The sequence below is a fragment of the Mycolicibacter nonchromogenicus genome, assembly GCF_002101775.1.
GTDB classification, from domain to species: Bacteria; Actinomycetota; Actinomycetes; order Mycobacteriales; family Mycobacteriaceae; genus Mycobacterium; species Mycobacterium nonchromogenicum.
Map to the genome: position 1 here is coordinate 49,243 of NZ_LQPI01000022.1, position 17,993 is coordinate 67,235.

Genomic DNA, 17,993 nt, shown 5'->3' on the forward strand with positions numbered 1-17,993 from the left:
CCGGAGGAGCCTGATGACGGAGCCGACGAGTACCGACGGAGACCGGCCGGCCGGTCGCCCCCCTTACTCCCGGGTGTTGCTCAAGCTCGGTGGCGAGATGTTCGGCGGCGGGCAGGTCGGGCTTGATCCTGATGTGGTCGCCCAGGTGGCCCGCCAGATCGCCGAAGTGGTACGCGACGGCGTGCAGGTGGCAGTGGTGATCGGCGGCGGCAACTTCTTCCGCGGCGCGCAGTTGCAGCAGCGCGGCATGGAGCGGATGCGCTCGGACTACATGGGCATGCTCGGCACCGTGATGAACAGCCTTGCACTGCAAGATTTCCTGGAAAAGGAAGGCATCGACACGCGGGTGCAGACCGCGATCACCATGGGCCAGGTCGCCGAGCCCTACATCCCGCTGCGGGCGCAGCGGCACCTGGAGAAGGGGCGGGTGGTGATCTTCGGCGCCGGCATGGGGCTGCCGTATTTCTCCACCGACACCACGGCGGCCCAGCGGGCGCTGGAGATCGGCGCCCAGGTGGTGCTGATGGCCAAAGCCGTCGACGGGGTCTACACCGCCGACCCCCGCACCGACCCCGATGCCCAACTGCTGGCCTCGATCACCCATCGCGAGGTCATCGACCGAGGGCTGAAGGTGGCCGATGCCACGGCGTTCAGTCTGTGCATGGACAATGGCATGCCGATCCTGGTGTTCAACCTGCTGACCGATGGAAATATCGCCCGGGCGGTCGCGGGTGAGAAGATCGGGACACTGGTCACCACCAGCTGAAGTGCGCCGGGCGGCGACGGCGTTACAGCGAAGCGATAGCGAGGAGCGGGGCAGATGATCGACGAGGCTCTCTTCGATGCCGAAGAGAAAATGGAAAAGGCCGTGTCGGTGGCCCGTGACGATCTTTCGACCATCCGCACCGGCCGAGCCAACCCGGGGATGTTCTCGCGGATCGTCATCGACTACTACGGGTCGATCACCCCGATCACCCAGCTGGCCAGCATCAACGTGCCGGAGGCACGGCTGGTCGTGATCAAGCCCTACGAGGCGTCGCAGTTGGGCGCCATCGAGAACGCGATCCGCAACTCCGACCTCGGACTGAACCCCAGCAACGACGGTTCGCTGATCCGGGTGTCGGTGCCGCAGCTCACCGAGGAGCGGCGCAGAGAGCTGGTGAAGCAGGCCAAGGCCAAGGGAGAGGACGCCAAGGTCTCGGTGCGCAACATCCGCCGCAAGGCGATGGAAGAGCTGCACCGCATCCGCAAAGACGGCGAAGCGGGCGAGGACGAGGTCGGCCGGGCCGAGAAGGACCTGGACAAGTCCACCCAGCAGTACGTGACTCAGATCGACGAGTTGGTGAAGCACAAAGAAGGCGAGTTGCTGGAGGTCTAGCGGCCGTTCAGCAGGCATACCCGTGGCAGACCAAGACGCCGGCGTAGACGCCGCGGAATCGCAGCCGAAGCAGTCGCGAGCCGGACGCAACCTTCCCGCGGCCATCGCCGTGGGCGTAGTGCTGGCCGGGCTGCTGGTCTACACACTGTTGTTCGCCCCGCGATTCTGGGTGCTGATCCTGGCGGTGGCCGCTCCGGTTGCCACCCATGAGATCACCAGGCGGCTGCGTGAAGTCGGCTACGACCTGCCGTTCATCCCGCTGGCCCTCGGTGGCCAGGCGATGCTGTGGCTCTCGCTGCCGTTCGGTGCCCGGGGAGTGCTCGGTGCGTTCGGTGCCACGGTGGTGATCGCCATGATCTGGCGGCTGGTGGGCCAGGGGCTGGACCATACCCCGGTCAACTATCTGCGGGACATGTCGGCGATGATCCTCATCGCGGTCTGGGTGCCGCTGTGCATGAGTTTCGCGGCGCTGCTGGTCTATCGCGATGACGGCCCCGGCCGGGTGCTGTGCCTGCTGTTCCCGGTGGTGTTCTCCGACATCGGCGGCTATGCCGTCGGGGTGCTGTTCGGCAAGCATCCGATGGCGCCGGCGATCAGCCCGAAGAAGTCCTGGGAGGGCCTCGCCGGATCGCTGGTGTTCGGGGTTGCCGCGGCGGTGTTCGCGGTGACGGTGTTCCTCGGCCGGCCGTGGTGGGTGGGCCTGCCGCTGGGGCTGCTGCTGGTGGTCACCGGGGTCTTCGGCGACCTCATCGAATCGCAGGTGAAACGCGATCTGGGTATCAAGGACATGGGCCGGCTGCTGCCCGGCCACGGCGGGATCATGGACCGGCTCGACGCGCTGCTGCCGTCGGCCGTGGTGACCTGGGTCGTGCTGACCGTGCTGCGCTGAGTCAGCGGCATACTGGAAGCCGATCATGACGCAACAGCTGGTGTTCACCGCACCGCGGCGGGCACTGCCGCCGCGGCACTTGGCAGACCTCGACGCCGAGGGTGTGGTCTCCGCGGTCGCCGAGCTGGGGCTGCCGGCTTTTCGGGCCAAACAACTGGCGAACCAGTACTACGGCCGGCTGATCGCCGACCCGCAGCAGATGACCGACCTGCCCGCCGCGGTGCGCTCCTCGGTGGGCGAGGCGTTGTTCCCCACGCTGTTGACCGCGGCCAGCGAGATCGAATGCGACGCCGGGGAGACCCGCAAGACGCTGTGGCGTGCCCACGACAACACCAAATTCGAATCGGTGCTGATGCGCTATCCGCGCCGCAACACCGTGTGCATCTCCTCGCAGGCCGGCTGCGGCATGGCGTGCCCGTTCTGTGCCACCGGGCAGGCGGGCCTCACCCGAAATCTGTCCACCGCGGAGATTCTCGAGCAGGTGCGGGCGGCCTCGGTGCAACTCCGCGACAGAGACCACGGCCGGCTCTCCAACATCGTGTTCATGGGGATGGGGGAGCCGCTGGCCAACTACGCCCGGGTGGTGGCCGCGGTGCGGCGCATCATCGCGCCGGCTCCGAACGGCTTCGGCATCTCGGCGCGGTCGGTGACGGTGTCCACGGTGGGACTGGCCCCGGCCATCCGCAAGCTTGCCGACGAGCGCCTCGGCGTGACGCTCGCCCTGTCGCTGCACACCCCTGACGACGAGCTCCGCGACACCCTGGTGCCGGTCAACAATCGGTGGAAGGTCTCCGAGGCCCTCGATGCCGCCCGCTACTACGCGGACGTCACCGGCCGGCGGGTGTCGGTGGAATACGCGTTGATCCGCGACGTCAACGACCAGCCGTGGCGGGCGGACCTGCTGGGCCGCAAGCTGCACAAGGCGCTGGGGCCGCTGGTGCACGTCAACCTGATTCCGCTCAACCCCACGCCGGGCAGCGAATGGGACGCCAGTCCCAAGCCGGTGGAGCGGGAGTTCGTGCGGCGCGTGCGGGCCCAAGGCGTGGAATGCACCGTCCGCGACACCCGCGGCCGCGAAATCGCCGCCGCATGTGGGCAGTTGGCGGCCGAAAACCAGTGAGCTGATCGCGAGATCGCAACCACGCAGGAAAAGGCCGAGTAGACCCCTGCGTCAGTCCGATCTCGCGGAGAAACCCAGTCGGAACTAGCGCAGCCAGCCGCGGTTGCGGCCGATGATGTCGCGCACCACGACGATCAGCACCAGCGCGGCGAAGCCCAGCAGGAAGTAGTCCTCGACGTGGCCGATGTGGTTGCCGCGCAGCATGAGCAGCAGGAAGCCGACGATGCCGAAGCCGACGATGTGCCAGGTGCGGTAGTTGATCTTGCTCCAACCCCACGCCGCAGACGGCACCTCGACAGGGTCAACCCCGTTGTGGCGCTCCACCTCGGTACCGGCCACTTCGACTCCTTACGTTCGCGCAACTACTCCTGCGCGACATTCTGACATATCGCCACCTGGCCACCTACCGTGGAGGCCATGGCCCAGCACGCCACAGAAGCGCCGCCGATCTGGGAATTCGCGGTGGCGCCGGCCCGCATCGCACCGGGCGTGAGCTCCATGGTGGGCTACCGCGCGCTCGACGTGCCTGAGCGCGTCCACCGGGGTATGCCGTCGTCGAGCCTGACATTCATCGTCAGCCTCGACGAGGGGGTGGAGGCGGCTGATCGGGCCGAGGCGCTGACGACGGCCCGGCCGACCCCGGTCATCCTGGGTGGACTGCACGTGCAGGCCAGCCATGTGCGACAGCGCCGCGATCAGGCCGGGGTTCAGCTGGCGGTGCATCCACTGGCTTCACGAGCACTCTTCGGTGTGCCCGCTGCCGAGCTGAGCGTCACCGAGTACGACGCCGCACCGGTGTTGGGCCGCCGTGCGGTGCGTCTGCACGAACGGTTGGCCACCGCACGATCCTGGCCGGAGGTGTTCGCGGTGATGTCGGCCTACCTGGTGGCCGAGCAACGTCGACGAGACACCGCCGTGCGGCCTGAGGTGGCCTACGCCTGGGAGCTGTTGGCGGCCAGCCGGGGGAGGGCGCCGATCGCAGGCATCGCCGAGCAGGTCGGGGTGAGCCAGCGTCATCTGACCACGCTGTTTCGCCGCGAGGTGGGCCACACGCCGAAAGCGGTGGCCATGCTGATGCGATTCGAATACGCGACAGCCCGGATCGCCGACGACGTTCGCCGGCGCGGACAGGCCGACTTGGCAAGCATTGCGGCCGCCGCCGGATACGCCGATCAGGCCCACCTGACCCGTGAATTCGTTCGGTACGCCGGAGTTTCGCCGGCCGCCTGGCTGGCCGAGGAGTTCCAAAACATTCAAGACGGCGGCCACGCCCAACGCTCACAGTGGGGACATGACAGCAACGAATCCGACCGTCTGGTTGACCCTGCAGGCGCATGACGCGCGCAGCCTCATCGACTACTACGTGGACACCTTCGGTTTTGTCGTCACAGCCCGCCACGGGGATGACGGCGACACCGTCGCCCATGCCGAACTGCGCTGGCCCGAGGGCGTCGGCGGCATCATGCTCGGCAGCCACAAGCCGGGTAATGACTGGTGCCGAGCACCCGGCACCGCCGGCGGCTACGTCGTCACCAGCGACCCGGACGGCCTCTACCAGCGGGTGCTGGATCGCCAGGCAGAAGTGATCCGACCGCTCGCCGACACCGACTACGGCGCCCGGGAGTTCGCCGTGCGCGACCCGGAAGGCAACCTGTGGAGCTTCGGCAACTACGCGGGAGCACAATAGGTGGGTGAGCACGGGCCGCCGGATCAAAGTTCTGCTGTTGGGCTCCACCGGCTCCATCGGAACCCAGGCGTTGCAGGTCGTCGCGGCGAACCCGGACCGCTTCGAGATCGTCGGGCTGGCCGCCGGAGGCGGTAACCCGCAACTGCTGGCCGCCCAGCGCGCCGAGACCGGGGTCGCCAACATCGCCGTCGCCGACGCGCAGGTGGGCGAGTCGCTGGAGGCCCCCTACCGGGGGCCCGACGCCGTCACCCGCCTGGTGTACGAGACCGAGGCAGATGTGGTTCTCAACGCACTGGTCGGCGCGCTCGGGCTGCGGCCCACGCTGGCCGCGCTGGAAACCGGGGCGAGGCTGGCCCTGGCCAACAAGGAATCACTGATCGCCGGCGGCCCGCTGGTCTTGGCGGCTGCCGAGCCGGGGCAGATCGTGCCGGTGGACTCCGAGCACTCCGCGCTGGCGCAGTGCCTTCGGGGCGGCACTCCCGACGAGGTCGCCAGATTGGTGCTCACCGCGTCCGGGGGGCCGTTCCGCGGCTGGAGCGCAGCGGATCTTCAGCACGTCACACCCGAGCAGGCCGGAGCGCATCCCACCTGGTCGATGGGCCCGATGAACACGCTGAATTCGGCCTCCCTGGTGAACAAGGGACTCGAACTCATCGAAACCCACCTGCTGTTCGGCGTCCCCTACGACCGCATCGACGTCGTCGTGCACCCGCAGTCCATCGTGCACTCCATGGTCACCTTCACCGACGGCTCGACCATCGCCCAGGCCAGCCCGCCGGACATGCGGCTACCGATCGCGCTGGCCCTGGGCTGGCCGGCGCGGGTGCCCGGGGCGGCCGCGGCCTGCGACTTCTCCACGGCCTCCACCTGGGAATTCGAACCCCTCGACGACGCCGTCTTCCCGGCGGTGCAGCTGGCCCGCCACGCCGGTCAGATCGGCGGCTGCATGACCGCGGTCTACAACGCCGCCAATGAGGAGTCCGCGGAAGCCTTCCTTTCCGGCCGGATCGGTTTCCCCGATATCGTGGCCACGATCGCCGAGGTCCTGAGCGCTGCCGACCAGTGGGCCGCGCAACCCGCTACCGTGGATGAGGTACTCGATGCGCAGCGCTGGGCCAAAGAACGAGCGGCTCGCGCCGTCGAGGCGATAGCTACAAGAAAGGTCGGAAGCACTCGATGATGTTTGCGGTCGGCATCGCGTTGTTCGCGCTGGCCATCCTGGTTTCGGTGGCGCTGCATGAATGCGGCCACATGTGGGTGGCGCGGGCCACCGGCATGAAGGTGCGCCGCTACTTCGTCGGCTTCGGAACCACGTTGTGGTCGACGCGCCGCGGCGAGACCGAATACGGCCTCAAAGCCGTCCCGGCCGGCGGCTTCTGCGACATCGCGGGTATGACCGCGGTGGAGGAATTGGCGCCCGACGAGGTCGACCGCGCCATGTACAAGCAGAAGACGTGGAAGCGAGTGGCCGTGTTGTTCGCCGGCCCCGCCATGAACTTCGTCATCGGCCTGGTGCTGGTCTACGCCATCGCGGTGATCTGGGGCCTGCCGAACCTGCACGCTCCCACCACTGCCGTCATCGGCGAAACAGCCTGTGTGGCACCCGAAGTCGTCAAGGGTGAGCTGGGTACCTGCTCGGGGCCCGGCCCGGCGGCACTGGCCGGCATCGAGTCCGGCGACGTCGTCGTCAAGGTCGGCGACACCCCGGTGTCGACCTTCGAGGAGATGGCCACGGCCGTGCGCAAGCAGCACGGCACGACACCCATCGTCGTCGAACGCGAGGGCACCACGCTCACCAAGTACGTCGACGTGACACCCACCCAGCGCTGGATCGCCGACGGCCCCGGCCGCGAGGCCGTGCCCAGCACCGTCGGCGCGATCGGGGTGGGCGCCGCCCAATTCGGCCCGACCCAGTACAACCCGCTCACCGCGGTGCCGGCCACCTTCGCCTTCAGCGGGGACCTGTCGGTGCTGTTGGGCAAGTCACTGGCCAACATCCCGTCCAAGGTCGGCGCGCTGATGCACGCCATCGGCAACCCGCACGGGGAACGCGACCCCGAAACCCCGATCAGCGTGGTGGGCGCGTCGATCATCGGCGGCGACACCGTCGATCACGGGCTGTGGGTCGCGTTCTGGTTCTTCCTGGCCCAGCTGAACTTCATCCTGGGCGTGCTGAACCTGGTGCCGCTGCTGCCGTTCGACGGCGGGCACATCGCGATCGCGCTGTACGAGAAGCTGCGCAACATGGTCAGGTCGGCCCGCGGGAAGGTCGCGGCGGCGCCGGTGAACTATCTCAAGCTGATGCCTGCCACCTACGTAGTGTTGGTGGTGGTTGTCGGTTACATGCTGCTCACCGTGACTGCCGACTTGGTCAATCCGATCCGGCTGTTTTGATAGGAGCCCCCTCATGAGCGTCGGCCTGGGAATGCCGGCTGCCCCTCCGCCCACGCTGGCGCCGCGTCGCAAGACGCGCCAGCTGATGGTCGGCGGGGTCGGGGTGGGCAGCGACCATCCCATCCCGGTGCAGTCGATGTGCACCACCAAGACCCACGACGTCAACGCCACGTTGCAGCAGATCGCGGAGTTGACCGCCTCCGGTTGCGACATCGTGCGGGTGGCCTGCCCCCGCCAGGAGGACGCTGACGCGCTGGCCGAGATCGCCCGGCACAGCCAGATCCCGGTGATCGCCGACATCCACTTCCAGCCCAAGTACATCTTCGCCGCGATCGACGCCGGTTGCGCCGCGGTCCGGGTGAACCCGGGCAACATCAAGGAGTTCGACGGCCGGGTCGGCGAGGTGGCCAAGGCGGCCGGCGCCGCCGGCATCCCCATCCGGATCGGCGTCAACGCGGGTTCGCTGGACCAGCGGTTCTTGGCCAAGTACGGCAAGGCGACTCCGGAAGCGTTGGTGGAGTCCGCGCTGTGGGAGGCGTCGTTGTTCGAGGAGCACGGCTTCGGCGACATCAAGATCAGCGTCAAGCACAACGACCCGGTCGTGATGGTGGCCGCCTACGAGCTGCTGGCGCAGCGATGCGACTACCCGCTGCACCTGGGTGTCACCGAGGCGGGCCCGGCCTTCCAGGGCACCATCAAGTCCGCCGTGGCGTTCGGCGCGCTGTTGTCGCGCGGCATCGGGGACACGATCCGGGTGTCGCTGTCGGCGCCGCCGGTGGAGGAAGTCAAGGTCGGCAACCAGATTCTGGAGTCGCTCAACCTGCGGCCGCGTGGTCTGGAGATCGTGTCGTGCCCGTCGTGCGGGCGGGCTCAGGTGGACGTCTATCGGCTGGCCAACGAGGTCACCGCCGGGCTGGAGGGGATCGACGTCCCGCTGCGGGTCGCGGTGATGGGCTGTGTGGTCAACGGCCCCGGTGAGGCTCGTGAGGCGGATCTGGGTGTGGCGTCGGGCAACGGCAAGGGCCAGATCTTCGTCAAGGGTGAGGTGATCAAGACCGTTCCCGAGGCGCAGATCGTCGAGACGCTGATCGAGGAGGCCATGCGCCTGGCCGCCGAGATGGGGGAGGGATCTCCCGGCGGTTCGCCCACCGTCGCCGTAAGCTGAACGCAGCCGGATCGCCGTACCCGCGCGACGGTTGAGTTCGCCAGAAAGAGTCACTATGTCGGCTCCATCCGAGTTCCGTCTCGACCAGCGACGGGTGTCTGTGGCGCGCGACGCCGCTGCGGTCTGGCGGGTGCTCGAAGAGGATCCGATCGGCTCGTGCATGGTCGCCGCCCGGGTCGCCGATCACGGGGTCGATCCCCGGATGATCGGCGGCGAATTGTGGACGCGCGGCGGCGTGGCGGAATCCCTGTGCTACGCGGGCGCGAACCTGATCCCGCTGCGCGGCACCGCAGCCGATCTCACCGCCTTCGCCGATAAGGCGGTGGGTGCCATCCGGCGTTGCTCGTCGTTGGTGGGACGAGCCGAATTGGTGGTCCCGATGTGGCAGCGTCTCGCCGACTCCTGGGGTCCGGCCCGTGACGTGCGCGAGAGTCAACCGTTGATGGCGTTGCACTCCATGCCCGCGTGCCCGATGGACACCGAAGTGCGCCAAGTCCGTCCCGACGAGCTCGACGCGTATCTGGTGGCCGCCGTCGACATGTTCATCGGTGAGGTCGGGGTGGATCCGCGGGCCGGCGACGGCGGCCGCGCCTACCGCCGCCGGGTGGCCAACCTGATCGCGGCGGGCCGCGCCTGGGCACGATTCGAGCGGGGCGAGGTCGTGTTCAAGGCCGAGGTGGGTTCCCAGTCGCCGACGGTGGGGCAGATCCAGGGTGTGTGGGTACATCCGGACCGACGTGGACACGGGCTGGGAGCCGGCGGCACCGCCATGCTGGCAGCGGTGCTCGTCGGCACCGGGCGCATTGCCAGCCTCTACGTCAACGACTTCAACGAGGTGGCGCGGTCCACCTATGAGCGCGTGGGTTTCACCCAGGTCGGCACCTTCGCGACCGTGCTGCTCGACTGATCTGCGGGGCTCCAAATCCCCGCGACCGGCGCGGCAAAAGTTCGTGCGGCGAACACTATGACCGCCGGCGCGGTGCGCCTCCGCCCGGCGACCGTGTCCGTTTCGTAACATCAGCCCCAATGACAACTGCACGCTCATTCGTCACACGCGTCACGGGTCTGGTGACAGTGCTGCTGACCGCAGCCGGACTGGCCGCCTGCACACCGCGCCCCGACGGCCCAGGGCCTGTCGCAGAGCTGTTCTTCGCCGCACTGGGCGCCGGCGACACCGCGGCCGCCGCCGAGCTCAGCGACGACCCGTCCGCGGCCCGCAGTGCCCTCAACGCCGCCTGGGCGGGCTTGCAGGCCGAACATCTGGACGCCCAACTGCTCGGCGCGCGCTACAACGACGACACCGGCAGCGTCGCCTATCGCTACACCTGGGCGCTGCCGAAGAACCGGACCTGGTCCTACGATGGCCAGCTCAAGATGGTCCGTAACGAAGGCCGCTGGATGGTCCGCTGGACGGCGACCGACCTGCACCCCAAGTTGGGGGAGCACCAGACCTTCGCGTTACGCGCCGACCCCCCGCGCCGTGCCGCCGTCAACGAGGCGGGCGGCACCGACGTGCTGGTGCCGGGCTACGTGTACCGCTACCAGTTGGACGCCACCCGGGCCGGACGAAACCTGATGCGCACCGCGGGTGCGGTGGTCGACACCCTGCGGGGCTTCGACGAGGCACTGGGCGATCCGCAGCGACTGGCCGAGCAGGCCAGCTCCTCGGCGACGCCACTCGACCTGATCACGTTGCGCAAAGCCGACCACGACCGGGTCGAGGCAGCGATCGGCGCGCTGCCCGGAGTCGTGATCACCCCGCAGGCCGACCTGCTGCCCACCGATGACCACTTCGCGCCGATGCTGCTCAGCGAGGTCAAGAAGGCGGTCGGAACCCAGCTCGAAGGTGCCGCGGGCTGGCGGGTCGTCAGCGAGAACCAGAACGGCGTCGACGTGGCGGTCCTGCACGAGGTCGATCCGGCCCCGGCCCCCTCGCTGACCATCAGCGTGGACCGAACGGTGCAGCGCGCCGCCCAGAACGCGGTCAACACCCGCGGCGACAAGGCGATGATCGTCGTGATCAAGCCGTCGACCGGTGAACTGCTCGCCGTCGCACAGAACGCCGCCGCCGATGCGGACGGTCTGGTGGCGACCAGCGGCCTGTATCCCCCCGGCTCGACGTTCAAGATGGTCACCGCGGGTGCGGCGATCGAACGGGACATGGTGCGGCCGAACTCCATGGTGGGTTGTCCCGGTGAGCTCGACATCGGTCAGCGCACCATCCCCAACTACGGTGGGTTCGACTTGGGCCTGGTGCCGATGTCGCGGGCCTTCGCCAATTCGTGCAACACCACCTTCGCCGAGCTGGCCAGCCGGATGCCGCCGCGGGCGCTGTCGCAGGCGGCCAGCCGCTACGGGATTGGGGTGGACTACCTGGTTGACGGCATCACCACCGTCACCGGTTCGGTTCCGCCGACAGTGGATCTGGCCGAGCGCACCGAGGACGGATTCGGTCAGGGCAAGGTGCTGGCCAGCCCCTTCGGTGTGGCCCTGGCCGCGGCCACGGTGGCCGCAGGACGCACCCCGGTGCCCCAGTTGATCGAAGGCCGGCCGACGGCGGTCAACGGCCCGGCGGTGCCCCCGGTGAGCGCGGAGATACTCGACGGGCTGCGCGAGATGATGCGGCTGGTCGTCACCGACGGAACCGCACGGGACATCGCCGGCTGCGGCCCGGTCTATGGCAAGACCGGGGAGGCCGAATTCGCCGGCGGCTCGCATTCCTGGTTTGCCGGATACCGCGGCGACATGGCCTTCGCATCGCTGATCGTCGGGGGCGGCAGCTCGCAGTACGCGGTCCGGATGACCAAGGTGATGTTCGACTCGCTGCCGGACAACTTCCTGCTCTGACCGCTGTGCGGCACGGCCCGGCCGACGCCGGTAAATTGAGAAGCCGTGACGGGTCTCAGCGACGACATGGCCGACATGGCCCTGCGGATCTCGGATGCGGACCGCAACGGCACGCTGCGCCGCCTGCACAACGCCGTCTCCCTCGGATTGATCGACATCGGGGAGTTCGAGGAGCGCGCGGCCCAGGTGTCGCAGGCGCGGATGCGCTCGGAGCTCGACACCCTGATCGGTGATCTGCCCGGCCCGCGCGCCATCGTGACCTCGGCCGCCGACCGTGTCGAGCTGCGCGGCTGGGCGGGGTCGCTCAGACGTCACGGGGAATGGATCGTGCCGACCCGGCTGGCATTGGTGCGGCGCCTGGGCTCGGTCGACCTCGACCTCACCAAGGCCCGGTTCGCCGGACCGGTCGTGGTGATCGAACTCGACATGCGATTCGGCTCGGTCGACATCCGCCTGCCCGACGGTGCCAGTGCCTCGATCGACGATGTCGAGGTCTACGGCGGCAGCGCCCGCGATCGCCGCACCGACCCGCCCGCCGAAGGCACTCCGCACCTGGTGCTGACCGGCCGCGTGGTGTGCGGCTCGGTGGACATCAGGGGTCCTCGGCGCAAGCTGCGCTGGCGGCACTGACCAGCTCCGTTAAGCTGGCGTGATGCCTGTTCGTGCCCCGCTTTCCCCCGGCGTGCTGTCTCCGACGCTGCCGGTACCCCGCATGATCCCGCGTCCGGAATACGTCGGCCGTGCCACGGCTGCCGAGGGGTCCGAACCGTGGGTGCAGACGCCCGAGGTGATCGAGAAGATGCGGGTGGCATGCCGAATTGCCGCGGGTGCACTGGCCGAGGCGGGCAAGGCTGTGGCGCCCGGGGTGACCACCGATGCGCTGGATCGCATCGCCCACGAGTACATGATCGACCACGGGGCATATCCATCGACGTTGGGCTACAAGGGTTTTCCCAAGTCGTGCTGCACGTCGCTCAACGAAGTCATCTGTCACGGCATCCCGGACTCGACGGTGATCGCCGACGGCGACATCGTCAACATCGACGTCACCGCCTACATCGACGGCGTGCACGGCGACACCAACGCCACCTTCCTGGCCGGGGACGTCTCAGAAGAACACCGGCTGCTGGTCGAGCGCACCCACGAGGCCACCATGCGCGCCATCAAGGCGGTGAAACCGGGCCGCGCACTGTCGGTGATCGGTCGGGTGATCGAGTCCTACGCGAACCGGTTCGGCTACAACGTGGTCCGGGATTTCACCGGTCACGGGATCGGCACCACCTTCCACAATGGCCTGGTGATCCTGCACTACGACCAACCCGAAGTCGACACCATCATCGAGCCGGGGATGACGTTCACCATCGAACCGATGATCAACCTCGGCAGCCTGGACTACGAGATCTGGGACGACGACTGGACCGTGGTCACCAGTGACGGGCAGTGGAGCGCCCAGTTCGAGCACACTCTGGTGGTCACCGACGATGGAGCCGAGATACTGACCCTGCCATGACCGGTGGCTGTTGTCTGTTGGCCCGCTGAGGGGCCTGCCAAAAGCGCCCCCTGCCGCGCGAGGGCCTGTAGCGTTGCGCAGATGCCGGGCACGATGATGACCATCGACGGGTTCCCGATCCCGGTCGATGTGGCAGGCCCGCAGAACGGGCCGGTCGTGGTCGTGCTCGCCGCGGCCCAGCACCCGCTCACCGCGTACGACGCGGTCTGTCAGCGGTTGCACACCGCGTCACTGCGCACCATCGTGATCGGTGCCGACCCGCGTCTGACGCCCAAGTCGGTGATCGGCATCCTCGATTCGCTGGGCGTGCAGTGCGGCGTGCTGGTGGGAGATCGCACCGGTGCTGACAATGCCTGGGAGCTTGCCGCGACGCGCCCGGATCGCTTCACCGGCCTGGTGGCGCTCGACCGCGGTCATCCCCGCGCGCCGGACCTCAACGGTGCGGTTCGCGACGAGCGGTGCCCTCCGGTGGAGATCAACACCACTGTGCTGGTCAGTACCCGTGCCACGGCGTCGGTGGCCAATGCCAGCCAACGGTTCGTCTACGGAGATCACCGCCTGGTGACACTGCCCGGCCGGCGCAGCGCGAGTGAGTTCACCGCGCAGTTCGCCATGGAGATCGTGTTGCGAGCCAGCACCTGGTGACTTTTCGTCAGCTGGAGATCGTCGGCTGAGCGCGGGCGGGTAGCCTGACAGCACTCAAATGTCAGGGACGACCGTCGTCGGCGAAGGAGCACAATGACCCGGCCCGCGATGCTCTCCCAGGCAGAGCTGCAAGAACTGGTCGCCTCCGGCGAGATCGACACCGTGGTGGTGGCATTCGCCGATATGCAGGGCCGGTTGGTCGGTAAGCGGGTCGCGGCCGAACATTTCCTGGCCGAGGTCGCCGGACACGGCATGGAAGCCTGCAGCTACCTGCTGGCCGTCGACGTGGAGATGAACACCGTCCCGGGCTACTCCATCGCGGACTGGGGAACCGGCTATGGCGACCTGGTGCTCAGACCCGACCTCGCCACGCTGCGCCGCATTCCATGGCTGCCCGGCACCGCGCACGTGCTGGCCGACGCGCACTGGCCGGACGGTGGCCCGGTCGCGGTGGCACCCCGCCAGATTCTGGCAAGCCAGATCGCTCGACTGACCGAGCGCGGGCTGGTGGCCTATGCCGCAACGGAGTTGGAGTTCCTGGTCTTCGAGGACAGCTACCGTCAGGCGTGGGCCAGCGGGTATCGCGGGCTGACACCGGGCACGGACTACAACGCCGACTACGGCCTGGTCGCCGGCACTCGGCTGGAGCCGCTGCTGCGCGACATCCGCCTGGGTATGACCGGAGCAGGCCTGCGCTGTGAGGGCGTCAAGGGAGAGTGCAACAACGGCCAGCAGGAGATCACCTTCCGCTACGAAGAGGCGCTGACCACCTGCGACAACCACAGCGTCTACAAGAGTGGCGCCAAGGAGATCGCCGACCAGCACGGCAAGAGCCTGACGTTCATGGCCAAGTTCGACCAGCGCGAGGGCAACAGCTGCCACGTGCACCTGTCATTGCGCAGTACCGAGGGAGCGCCGGTGTTCGCCGATCCGGCGGCACCGCACGGTATGTCGGCGCTGTTCCGCGGCTTCTTGGCCGGGGTGCTGGACACGCTGCCCGACCTGACCCTGTTCTATGCGCCGAACATCAACTCCTACAAGCGATTCGTCGGGGGCAGCTTCGCGCCTACGGCGATCGCGTGGGGCCTGGACAATCGCACCTGTGCGCTGCGGGTTCTGGGCGGAGGCGACTCGATGCGGGTGGAGTGCCGGGTGCCCGGCGGCGATGTGAACCCCTATCTGGCGGTGGCGGCGCTGATCGCGGCGGGGCTGCACGGCATCGACAACGACCTTTCGCTGCCCGAGCCCTTCGAGGGTGACGCCTACCGGGCGGGGCTGCCGCACCTGCCCACGACGCTGGGCGCGGCCATGGCACAGTTCGCCGAATCGGCGGTGGCGCGCAAGGCGTTCGGTGACGAGGTCGTCGAGCATTACCTCAACAGCGCCCGCGTCGAATTGGACGCGTTCAACACCGCGGTCACCGACTGGGAGAGGGTCCGGGGCTTTGAACGTTTCTGACCCCCCACGCCCCGTGGTCGGACTGACCACCTATCTCGACCGAGCCAAGTTCGGGGTCTGGGATGTTCGGGCGGGTCTGCTTCCCGGCCAATACATCCAGGGCATCACCGCCGCCGGCGGCATCGCGGTGTTGTTGCCGCCGCAGCCGGTCACGCCCGAGATCGCCGCACGTGTGCTCGCCGGGTTGAGTGCCCTGGTGGTCACCGGCGGTCGCGACGTCGACCCCATCGCCTACGGGCAGACGCCACACGAAGAGACGGATCGGCCCGACTCCACCCGGGACGCCTGGGAGTTCGCCCTGTTGACCGAGGCGTTACGGCGCGGCATGCCGGTGCTGGGCATCTGCCGTGGCGCCCAGGTGCTCAACGTGGCCCTCGGCGGAACGCTTCACCAGCACCTGCCCGACGTCATCGGTAACACCGGGCACCGCGCGGGCAACGGTGTCTTCACCCCGATGCCGGTGCGCACCGTGCCCGGCAGCCGGCTGGCCGAACTCGTCGGCGAGACCTGCCAGGTGCAGTGCTACCACCATCAGGCGATCGCCGAGGTGGGTGCGAAACTTCGGGTCAGTGCGCGCGATGACGACGGGGTCATCGAGGCGATCGAACTACCTGGAGAGGACTTCGTGCTGGCGGTTCAGTGGCATCCCGAGGAATCCCCGGACGACCTGCGGCTGTTCGCCGCGGTTGTGCAGGCGGCGGTGAAGTATGAGCAGGCTCAGGTGAGCAGATGATCCACGAACTGATCAACCCGGCCACCGGTGCGGTCTTCGCCACTGTCGAGCACGTCGAAGCCGCAGCGGTCGACGACGCGGTGCGCCGCGCACAGGCTGCCCAGAAGCGGTGGGCCACCCGCGCCCCGGCCGAGCGAGCCGCCGCGTTGCGGGACTTCGCCGCGGTGGTCGACGCCCACATCGATGAGCTGGCCGCGCTGGAGGTCACCAACTCCGGTCATCCGGTATCGGCTGCCGAATGGGAAGCCGGACATGTCCGTGACGTGCTGCAGTTCTATGCCGCGAGTCCGGAGCGGTTATCCGGCAAGCAGATACCGGTCGCCGGCGGGCTCGACGTCACCTTCCACGAGCCGCTCGGTGTCGTCGGGATCATCACCCCGTGGAACTTCCCGATGCCGATCGCCGCGTGGGGTTTCGCGCCGGCCCTGGCCGCCGGAAACGCGGTGTTGATCAAGCCCGCCGAATGGACACCGCTGACCACGCTGCGCCTGGCGGAGCTGGCGGTGGAGTCGGGCCTGGATCACGATCTGCTGCAGGTGCTGCCCGGCCGTGGCGCGGACGTGGGGGAGCGCCTGGTCACCCACCCGGACGTGGCCAAGATCGTGTTCACCGGATCCACCACAACCGGCACCCGGGTGCTGCAGTCCGGTGCCGCCGGGGTCAAGCGGATCACGCTGGAACTCGGTGGCAAGAGCGCCAACATCGTGTTCGGCGACTGTGACCTGGAGCAGGCGGCGGCCACCGCGCCGTACGGTGTGTTCGACAACGCCGGGCAGGACTGCTGCGCGCGTAGCCGGATCCTGGTGCAGCGCAGCGTCTATGACCGCTTCATGGAATTGCTGGAGCCCGCGGTCGCCGGTGTCGTGGTCGGCGACCCGGCGTCCCGCGACACCGAGATGGGCCCGCTGGTGTCGCGCCCGCACTGGGAGAAGGTGGCCTCCTACGTGCCCGACGACGCGCCGGTCGCTTTCCGCGGTCAGGCCCCCACCGGCCCCGGCTTCTGGTTCCCGCCGACGGTCCTGACGCCCGCGGCCACCGATCGATGCGTCACCGAGGAGATCTTCGGCCCGGTGGTGACCATGTTGCCGTTCGACGATGAGGCTGACGCCATCGCCATGGCCAACAACACCGTCTACGGGTTGTCGGGCTCGATCTGGACCAACGACCTGTCCCGGGCGCTGCGCGTCTCACGCGCGGTGGAAGCCGGGAATCTGTCGGTGAATTCGCACTCCTCGGTGCGTTTCACTACGCCGTTCGGCGGCTTCAAACAGTCCGGGTTGGGCCGGGAGCTGGGTGCGGACGCACCGCTGGCATTCACCGAGACCAAGAACGTATTCATCGCAGTGAAGGAGACGCAGTGACCGATCTGACCCAACGCCTGGCCGGACGGGTGGCCGTGGTGACCGGTGCCGGTGGTGGAATCGGCTTTGCATCCGCGCGGCGGATGCGCGCCGAGGGTGCCCAGATCGTGGTCGGTGACCTCGACCAGGCGGCGGGCACTGCGGCCGCCGATGAGCTCGACGGCCTGTTCGTTCAGGTCGACGTCTCCGATCAGGACCAGGTCGATGCGTTGTTCGACACCGCGGCGCAGACTTTCGGCTCGGTGGATATCGCCTTCAACAACGCCGGCATCTCGCCTCCCGACGACGACCTGATCGAATCCACCGAACTGCCTGCCTGGCAACGGGTTCAGGACGTCAACCTCAAGTCGGTGTACCTGTGCTGCCGGGCGGCGCTGCGGCACATGGCGCCCGCGGGCCGGGGATCGATCATCAACACCGCGTCGTTCGTGGCGGTGATGGGTTCGGCCACCTCCCAGATCTCCTACACCGCCTCGAAGGGCGGCGTGCTGGCGATGTCGCGAGAGCTCGGGGTCCAGTACGCCCGCCAGGGTATTCGGGTCAACGCGCTGTGCCCCGGGCCGGTGAACACCCCGCTGCTGCAGGAGCTGTTCGCCGCCGACCCCGAGCGCGCCGCGCGCCGGCTGGTGCACGTACCGGTGGGCCGGTTCGCCGAGCCGGAGGAGATCGCGGCCGCGGTCGCATTCCTGGCCAGCGATGACGCATCCTTCATCACCGGCTCGACCTTCCTGGTCGACGGCGGGATCAGCTCCGCCTACGTCACGCCGCTGTAAGCACGTGGCGAGGTCCGGCTAGGGCTCTCGCGC

The 17,993-nt window shown here is 68.3% G+C and carries 19 protein-coding genes; 18 read left to right on the forward strand and 1 reads right to left on the reverse strand.

Features of this window, described 5'->3' with window-relative positions:
• The first annotated feature begins 13 nt into the window (after positions 1–13).
• The 4 genes from pyrH to rlmN are packed head-to-tail and all read left to right on the forward strand — an operon-like array spanning position 14 to position 3,387.
• Entirely contained in the window at positions 14–766 is a 753-nt protein-coding gene (gene pyrH, locus AWC18_RS02155; protein ID WP_076048711.1) for a UMP kinase, read from the forward strand.
• A 54-nt stretch (positions 767–820) separates the two neighbouring features.
• Positions 821–1,378, forward strand: a complete 558-nt coding sequence (gene frr, locus AWC18_RS02160) for a ribosome recycling factor (protein ID WP_076048710.1) — start codon at positions 821–823, stop codon at positions 1,376–1,378.
• A gap of 22 nt (positions 1,379–1,400) precedes the next feature.
• On the forward strand, positions 1,401–2,267 hold the full coding sequence (locus AWC18_RS02165; RefSeq protein ID WP_064999005.1) for a phosphatidate cytidylyltransferase: 867 nt from the start codon (positions 1,401–1,403) through the stop codon (positions 2,265–2,267).
• A 25-nt stretch (positions 2,268–2,292) separates the two neighbouring features.
• The gene (gene rlmN, locus AWC18_RS02170; RefSeq protein WP_064999004.1) at positions 2,293–3,387 is read left to right on the forward strand and encodes a dual-specificity RNA methyltransferase RlmN; all 1,095 of its coding nucleotides are present in this window, start codon (positions 2,293–2,295) and stop codon (positions 3,385–3,387) included.
• Between the two features lie 84 nt (positions 3,388–3,471).
• Here rlmN and AWC18_RS02175 read toward each other — a convergent pair whose 3' ends face one another.
• The gene (locus AWC18_RS02175) at positions 3,472–3,726 is read right to left on the reverse strand and encodes a DUF2631 domain-containing protein (RefSeq protein ID WP_064999003.1); all 255 of its coding nucleotides are present in this window, start codon (positions 3,724–3,726) and stop codon (positions 3,472–3,474) included.
• A gap of 159 nt (positions 3,727–3,885) precedes the next feature.
• Between AWC18_RS02175 and AWC18_RS02180 the strand changes: the two genes are divergently transcribed.
• The 14 genes from AWC18_RS02180 (at position 3,886) to AWC18_RS02245 (ending at position 17,960) form a co-directional block, all read left to right on the forward strand.
• On the forward strand, positions 3,886–4,725 hold the full coding sequence (locus AWC18_RS02180; RefSeq protein WP_085137412.1) for a helix-turn-helix domain-containing protein: 840 nt from the start codon (positions 3,886–3,888) through the stop codon (positions 4,723–4,725).
• Entirely contained in the window at positions 4,679–5,074 is a 396-nt protein-coding gene (locus AWC18_RS02185; protein ID WP_064999002.1) for a VOC family protein, read from the forward strand. Before AWC18_RS02180 ends, AWC18_RS02185 begins: the two co-directional genes overlap by 47 nt.
• Before the next feature lie 4 nt (positions 5,075–5,078).
• Positions 5,079–6,254, forward strand: coding sequence for a 1-deoxy-D-xylulose-5-phosphate reductoisomerase (gene dxr / locus AWC18_RS02190; protein WP_064999001.1), 1,176 nt, complete (start codon positions 5,079–5,081; stop codon positions 6,252–6,254).
• The gene (locus tag AWC18_RS02195) at positions 6,251–7,468 is read left to right on the forward strand and encodes a M50 family metallopeptidase (protein WP_085137358.1); all 1,218 of its coding nucleotides are present in this window, start codon (positions 6,251–6,253) and stop codon (positions 7,466–7,468) included. The genes dxr and AWC18_RS02195 overlap by 4 nt, the downstream gene beginning before the upstream one ends.
• Before the next feature lie 13 nt (positions 7,469–7,481).
• On the forward strand, positions 7,482–8,633 hold the full coding sequence (ispG, locus tag AWC18_RS02200; RefSeq protein ID WP_064998999.1) for a flavodoxin-dependent (E)-4-hydroxy-3-methylbut-2-enyl-diphosphate synthase: 1,152 nt from the start codon (positions 7,482–7,484) through the stop codon (positions 8,631–8,633).
• Between the two features lie 55 nt (positions 8,634–8,688).
• Positions 8,689–9,540: a GNAT family N-acetyltransferase gene (locus AWC18_RS02205; RefSeq protein WP_064998998.1), complete on the forward strand. Its 852-nt coding sequence runs from the start codon at positions 8,689–8,691 to the stop codon at positions 9,538–9,540.
• Between the two features lie 119 nt (positions 9,541–9,659).
• Positions 9,660–11,480, forward strand: a complete 1,821-nt coding sequence (locus tag AWC18_RS02210; RefSeq protein WP_085137360.1) for a penicillin-binding transpeptidase domain-containing protein — start codon at positions 9,660–9,662, stop codon at positions 11,478–11,480.
• Positions 11,481–11,546: 66 nt separating this feature from the next.
• Complete coding sequence (locus AWC18_RS02215) at positions 11,547–12,110, forward strand: DUF1707 SHOCT-like domain-containing protein (RefSeq protein ID WP_064999040.1); 564 nt, start codon at positions 11,547–11,549, stop codon at positions 12,108–12,110.
• Between the two features lie 22 nt (positions 12,111–12,132).
• Positions 12,133–12,990 (forward strand): type I methionyl aminopeptidase, encoded by an 858-nt coding sequence (gene map / locus AWC18_RS02220; RefSeq protein ID WP_064998996.1) that lies wholly within the window; start codon positions 12,133–12,135, stop codon positions 12,988–12,990.
• Between the two features lie 81 nt (positions 12,991–13,071).
• The gene (locus tag AWC18_RS02225; RefSeq protein WP_085137362.1) at positions 13,072–13,635 is read left to right on the forward strand and encodes an alpha/beta fold hydrolase; all 564 of its coding nucleotides are present in this window, start codon (positions 13,072–13,074) and stop codon (positions 13,633–13,635) included.
• Between the two features lie 93 nt (positions 13,636–13,728).
• Positions 13,729–15,093, forward strand: coding sequence for a glutamine synthetase family protein (locus tag AWC18_RS02230; protein WP_085137364.1), 1,365 nt, complete (start codon positions 13,729–13,731; stop codon positions 15,091–15,093).
• The gene (locus tag AWC18_RS02235) at positions 15,080–15,826 is read left to right on the forward strand and encodes a gamma-glutamyl-gamma-aminobutyrate hydrolase family protein (protein WP_234806404.1); all 747 of its coding nucleotides are present in this window, start codon (positions 15,080–15,082) and stop codon (positions 15,824–15,826) included. The genes AWC18_RS02230 and AWC18_RS02235 overlap by 14 nt, the downstream gene beginning before the upstream one ends.
• Complete coding sequence (locus AWC18_RS02240; RefSeq protein WP_085137367.1) at positions 15,823–17,187, forward strand: aldehyde dehydrogenase family protein; 1,365 nt, start codon at positions 15,823–15,825, stop codon at positions 17,185–17,187. Before AWC18_RS02235 ends, AWC18_RS02240 begins: the two co-directional genes overlap by 4 nt.
• Entirely contained in the window at positions 17,184–17,960 is a 777-nt protein-coding gene (locus tag AWC18_RS02245; protein WP_085137369.1) for a 3-oxoacyl-ACP reductase, read from the forward strand. Before AWC18_RS02240 ends, AWC18_RS02245 begins: the two co-directional genes overlap by 4 nt.
• Positions 17,961–17,993 lie beyond the last annotated feature (33 nt).

Bases quoted from the DNA above. Each gene is read 5' to 3' on its own strand.
- pyrH (WP_076048711.1), top strand. From the start codon at position 14: ATGACGGAGCCGACGAGTACCGACGGAGACCGGCCGGCCGGTCGCCCC.
- frr (WP_076048710.1), top strand. From the start codon at position 821: ATGATCGACGAGGCTCTCTTCGATGCCGAAGAGAAAATGGAAAAGGCC.
- rlmN (WP_064999004.1), top strand. From the start codon at position 2,293: ATGACGCAACAGCTGGTGTTCACCGCACCGCGGCGGGCACTGCCGCCG.
- AWC18_RS02180 (WP_085137412.1), top strand. From the start codon at position 3,886: ATGGTGGGCTACCGCGCGCTCGACGTGCCTGAGCGCGTCCACCGGGGT.
- AWC18_RS02185 (WP_064999002.1), top strand. From the start codon at position 4,679: ATGACAGCAACGAATCCGACCGTCTGGTTGACCCTGCAGGCGCATGAC.
- AWC18_RS02195 (WP_085137358.1), top strand. From the start codon at position 6,251: ATGATGTTTGCGGTCGGCATCGCGTTGTTCGCGCTGGCCATCCTGGTT.
- ispG (WP_064998999.1), top strand. From the start codon at position 7,482: ATGAGCGTCGGCCTGGGAATGCCGGCTGCCCCTCCGCCCACGCTGGCG.
- AWC18_RS02205 (WP_064998998.1), top strand. From the start codon at position 8,689: ATGTCGGCTCCATCCGAGTTCCGTCTCGACCAGCGACGGGTGTCTGTG.
- AWC18_RS02210 (WP_085137360.1), top strand. From the start codon at position 9,660: ATGACAACTGCACGCTCATTCGTCACACGCGTCACGGGTCTGGTGACA.
- AWC18_RS02215 (WP_064999040.1), top strand. From the start codon at position 11,547: ATGGCCGACATGGCCCTGCGGATCTCGGATGCGGACCGCAACGGCACG.
- map (WP_064998996.1), top strand. From the start codon at position 12,133: ATGCCTGTTCGTGCCCCGCTTTCCCCCGGCGTGCTGTCTCCGACGCTG.
- AWC18_RS02225 (WP_085137362.1), top strand. From the start codon at position 13,072: ATGCCGGGCACGATGATGACCATCGACGGGTTCCCGATCCCGGTCGAT.
- AWC18_RS02230 (WP_085137364.1), top strand. From the start codon at position 13,729: ATGACCCGGCCCGCGATGCTCTCCCAGGCAGAGCTGCAAGAACTGGTC.
- AWC18_RS02240 (WP_085137367.1), top strand. From the start codon at position 15,823: ATGATCCACGAACTGATCAACCCGGCCACCGGTGCGGTCTTCGCCACT.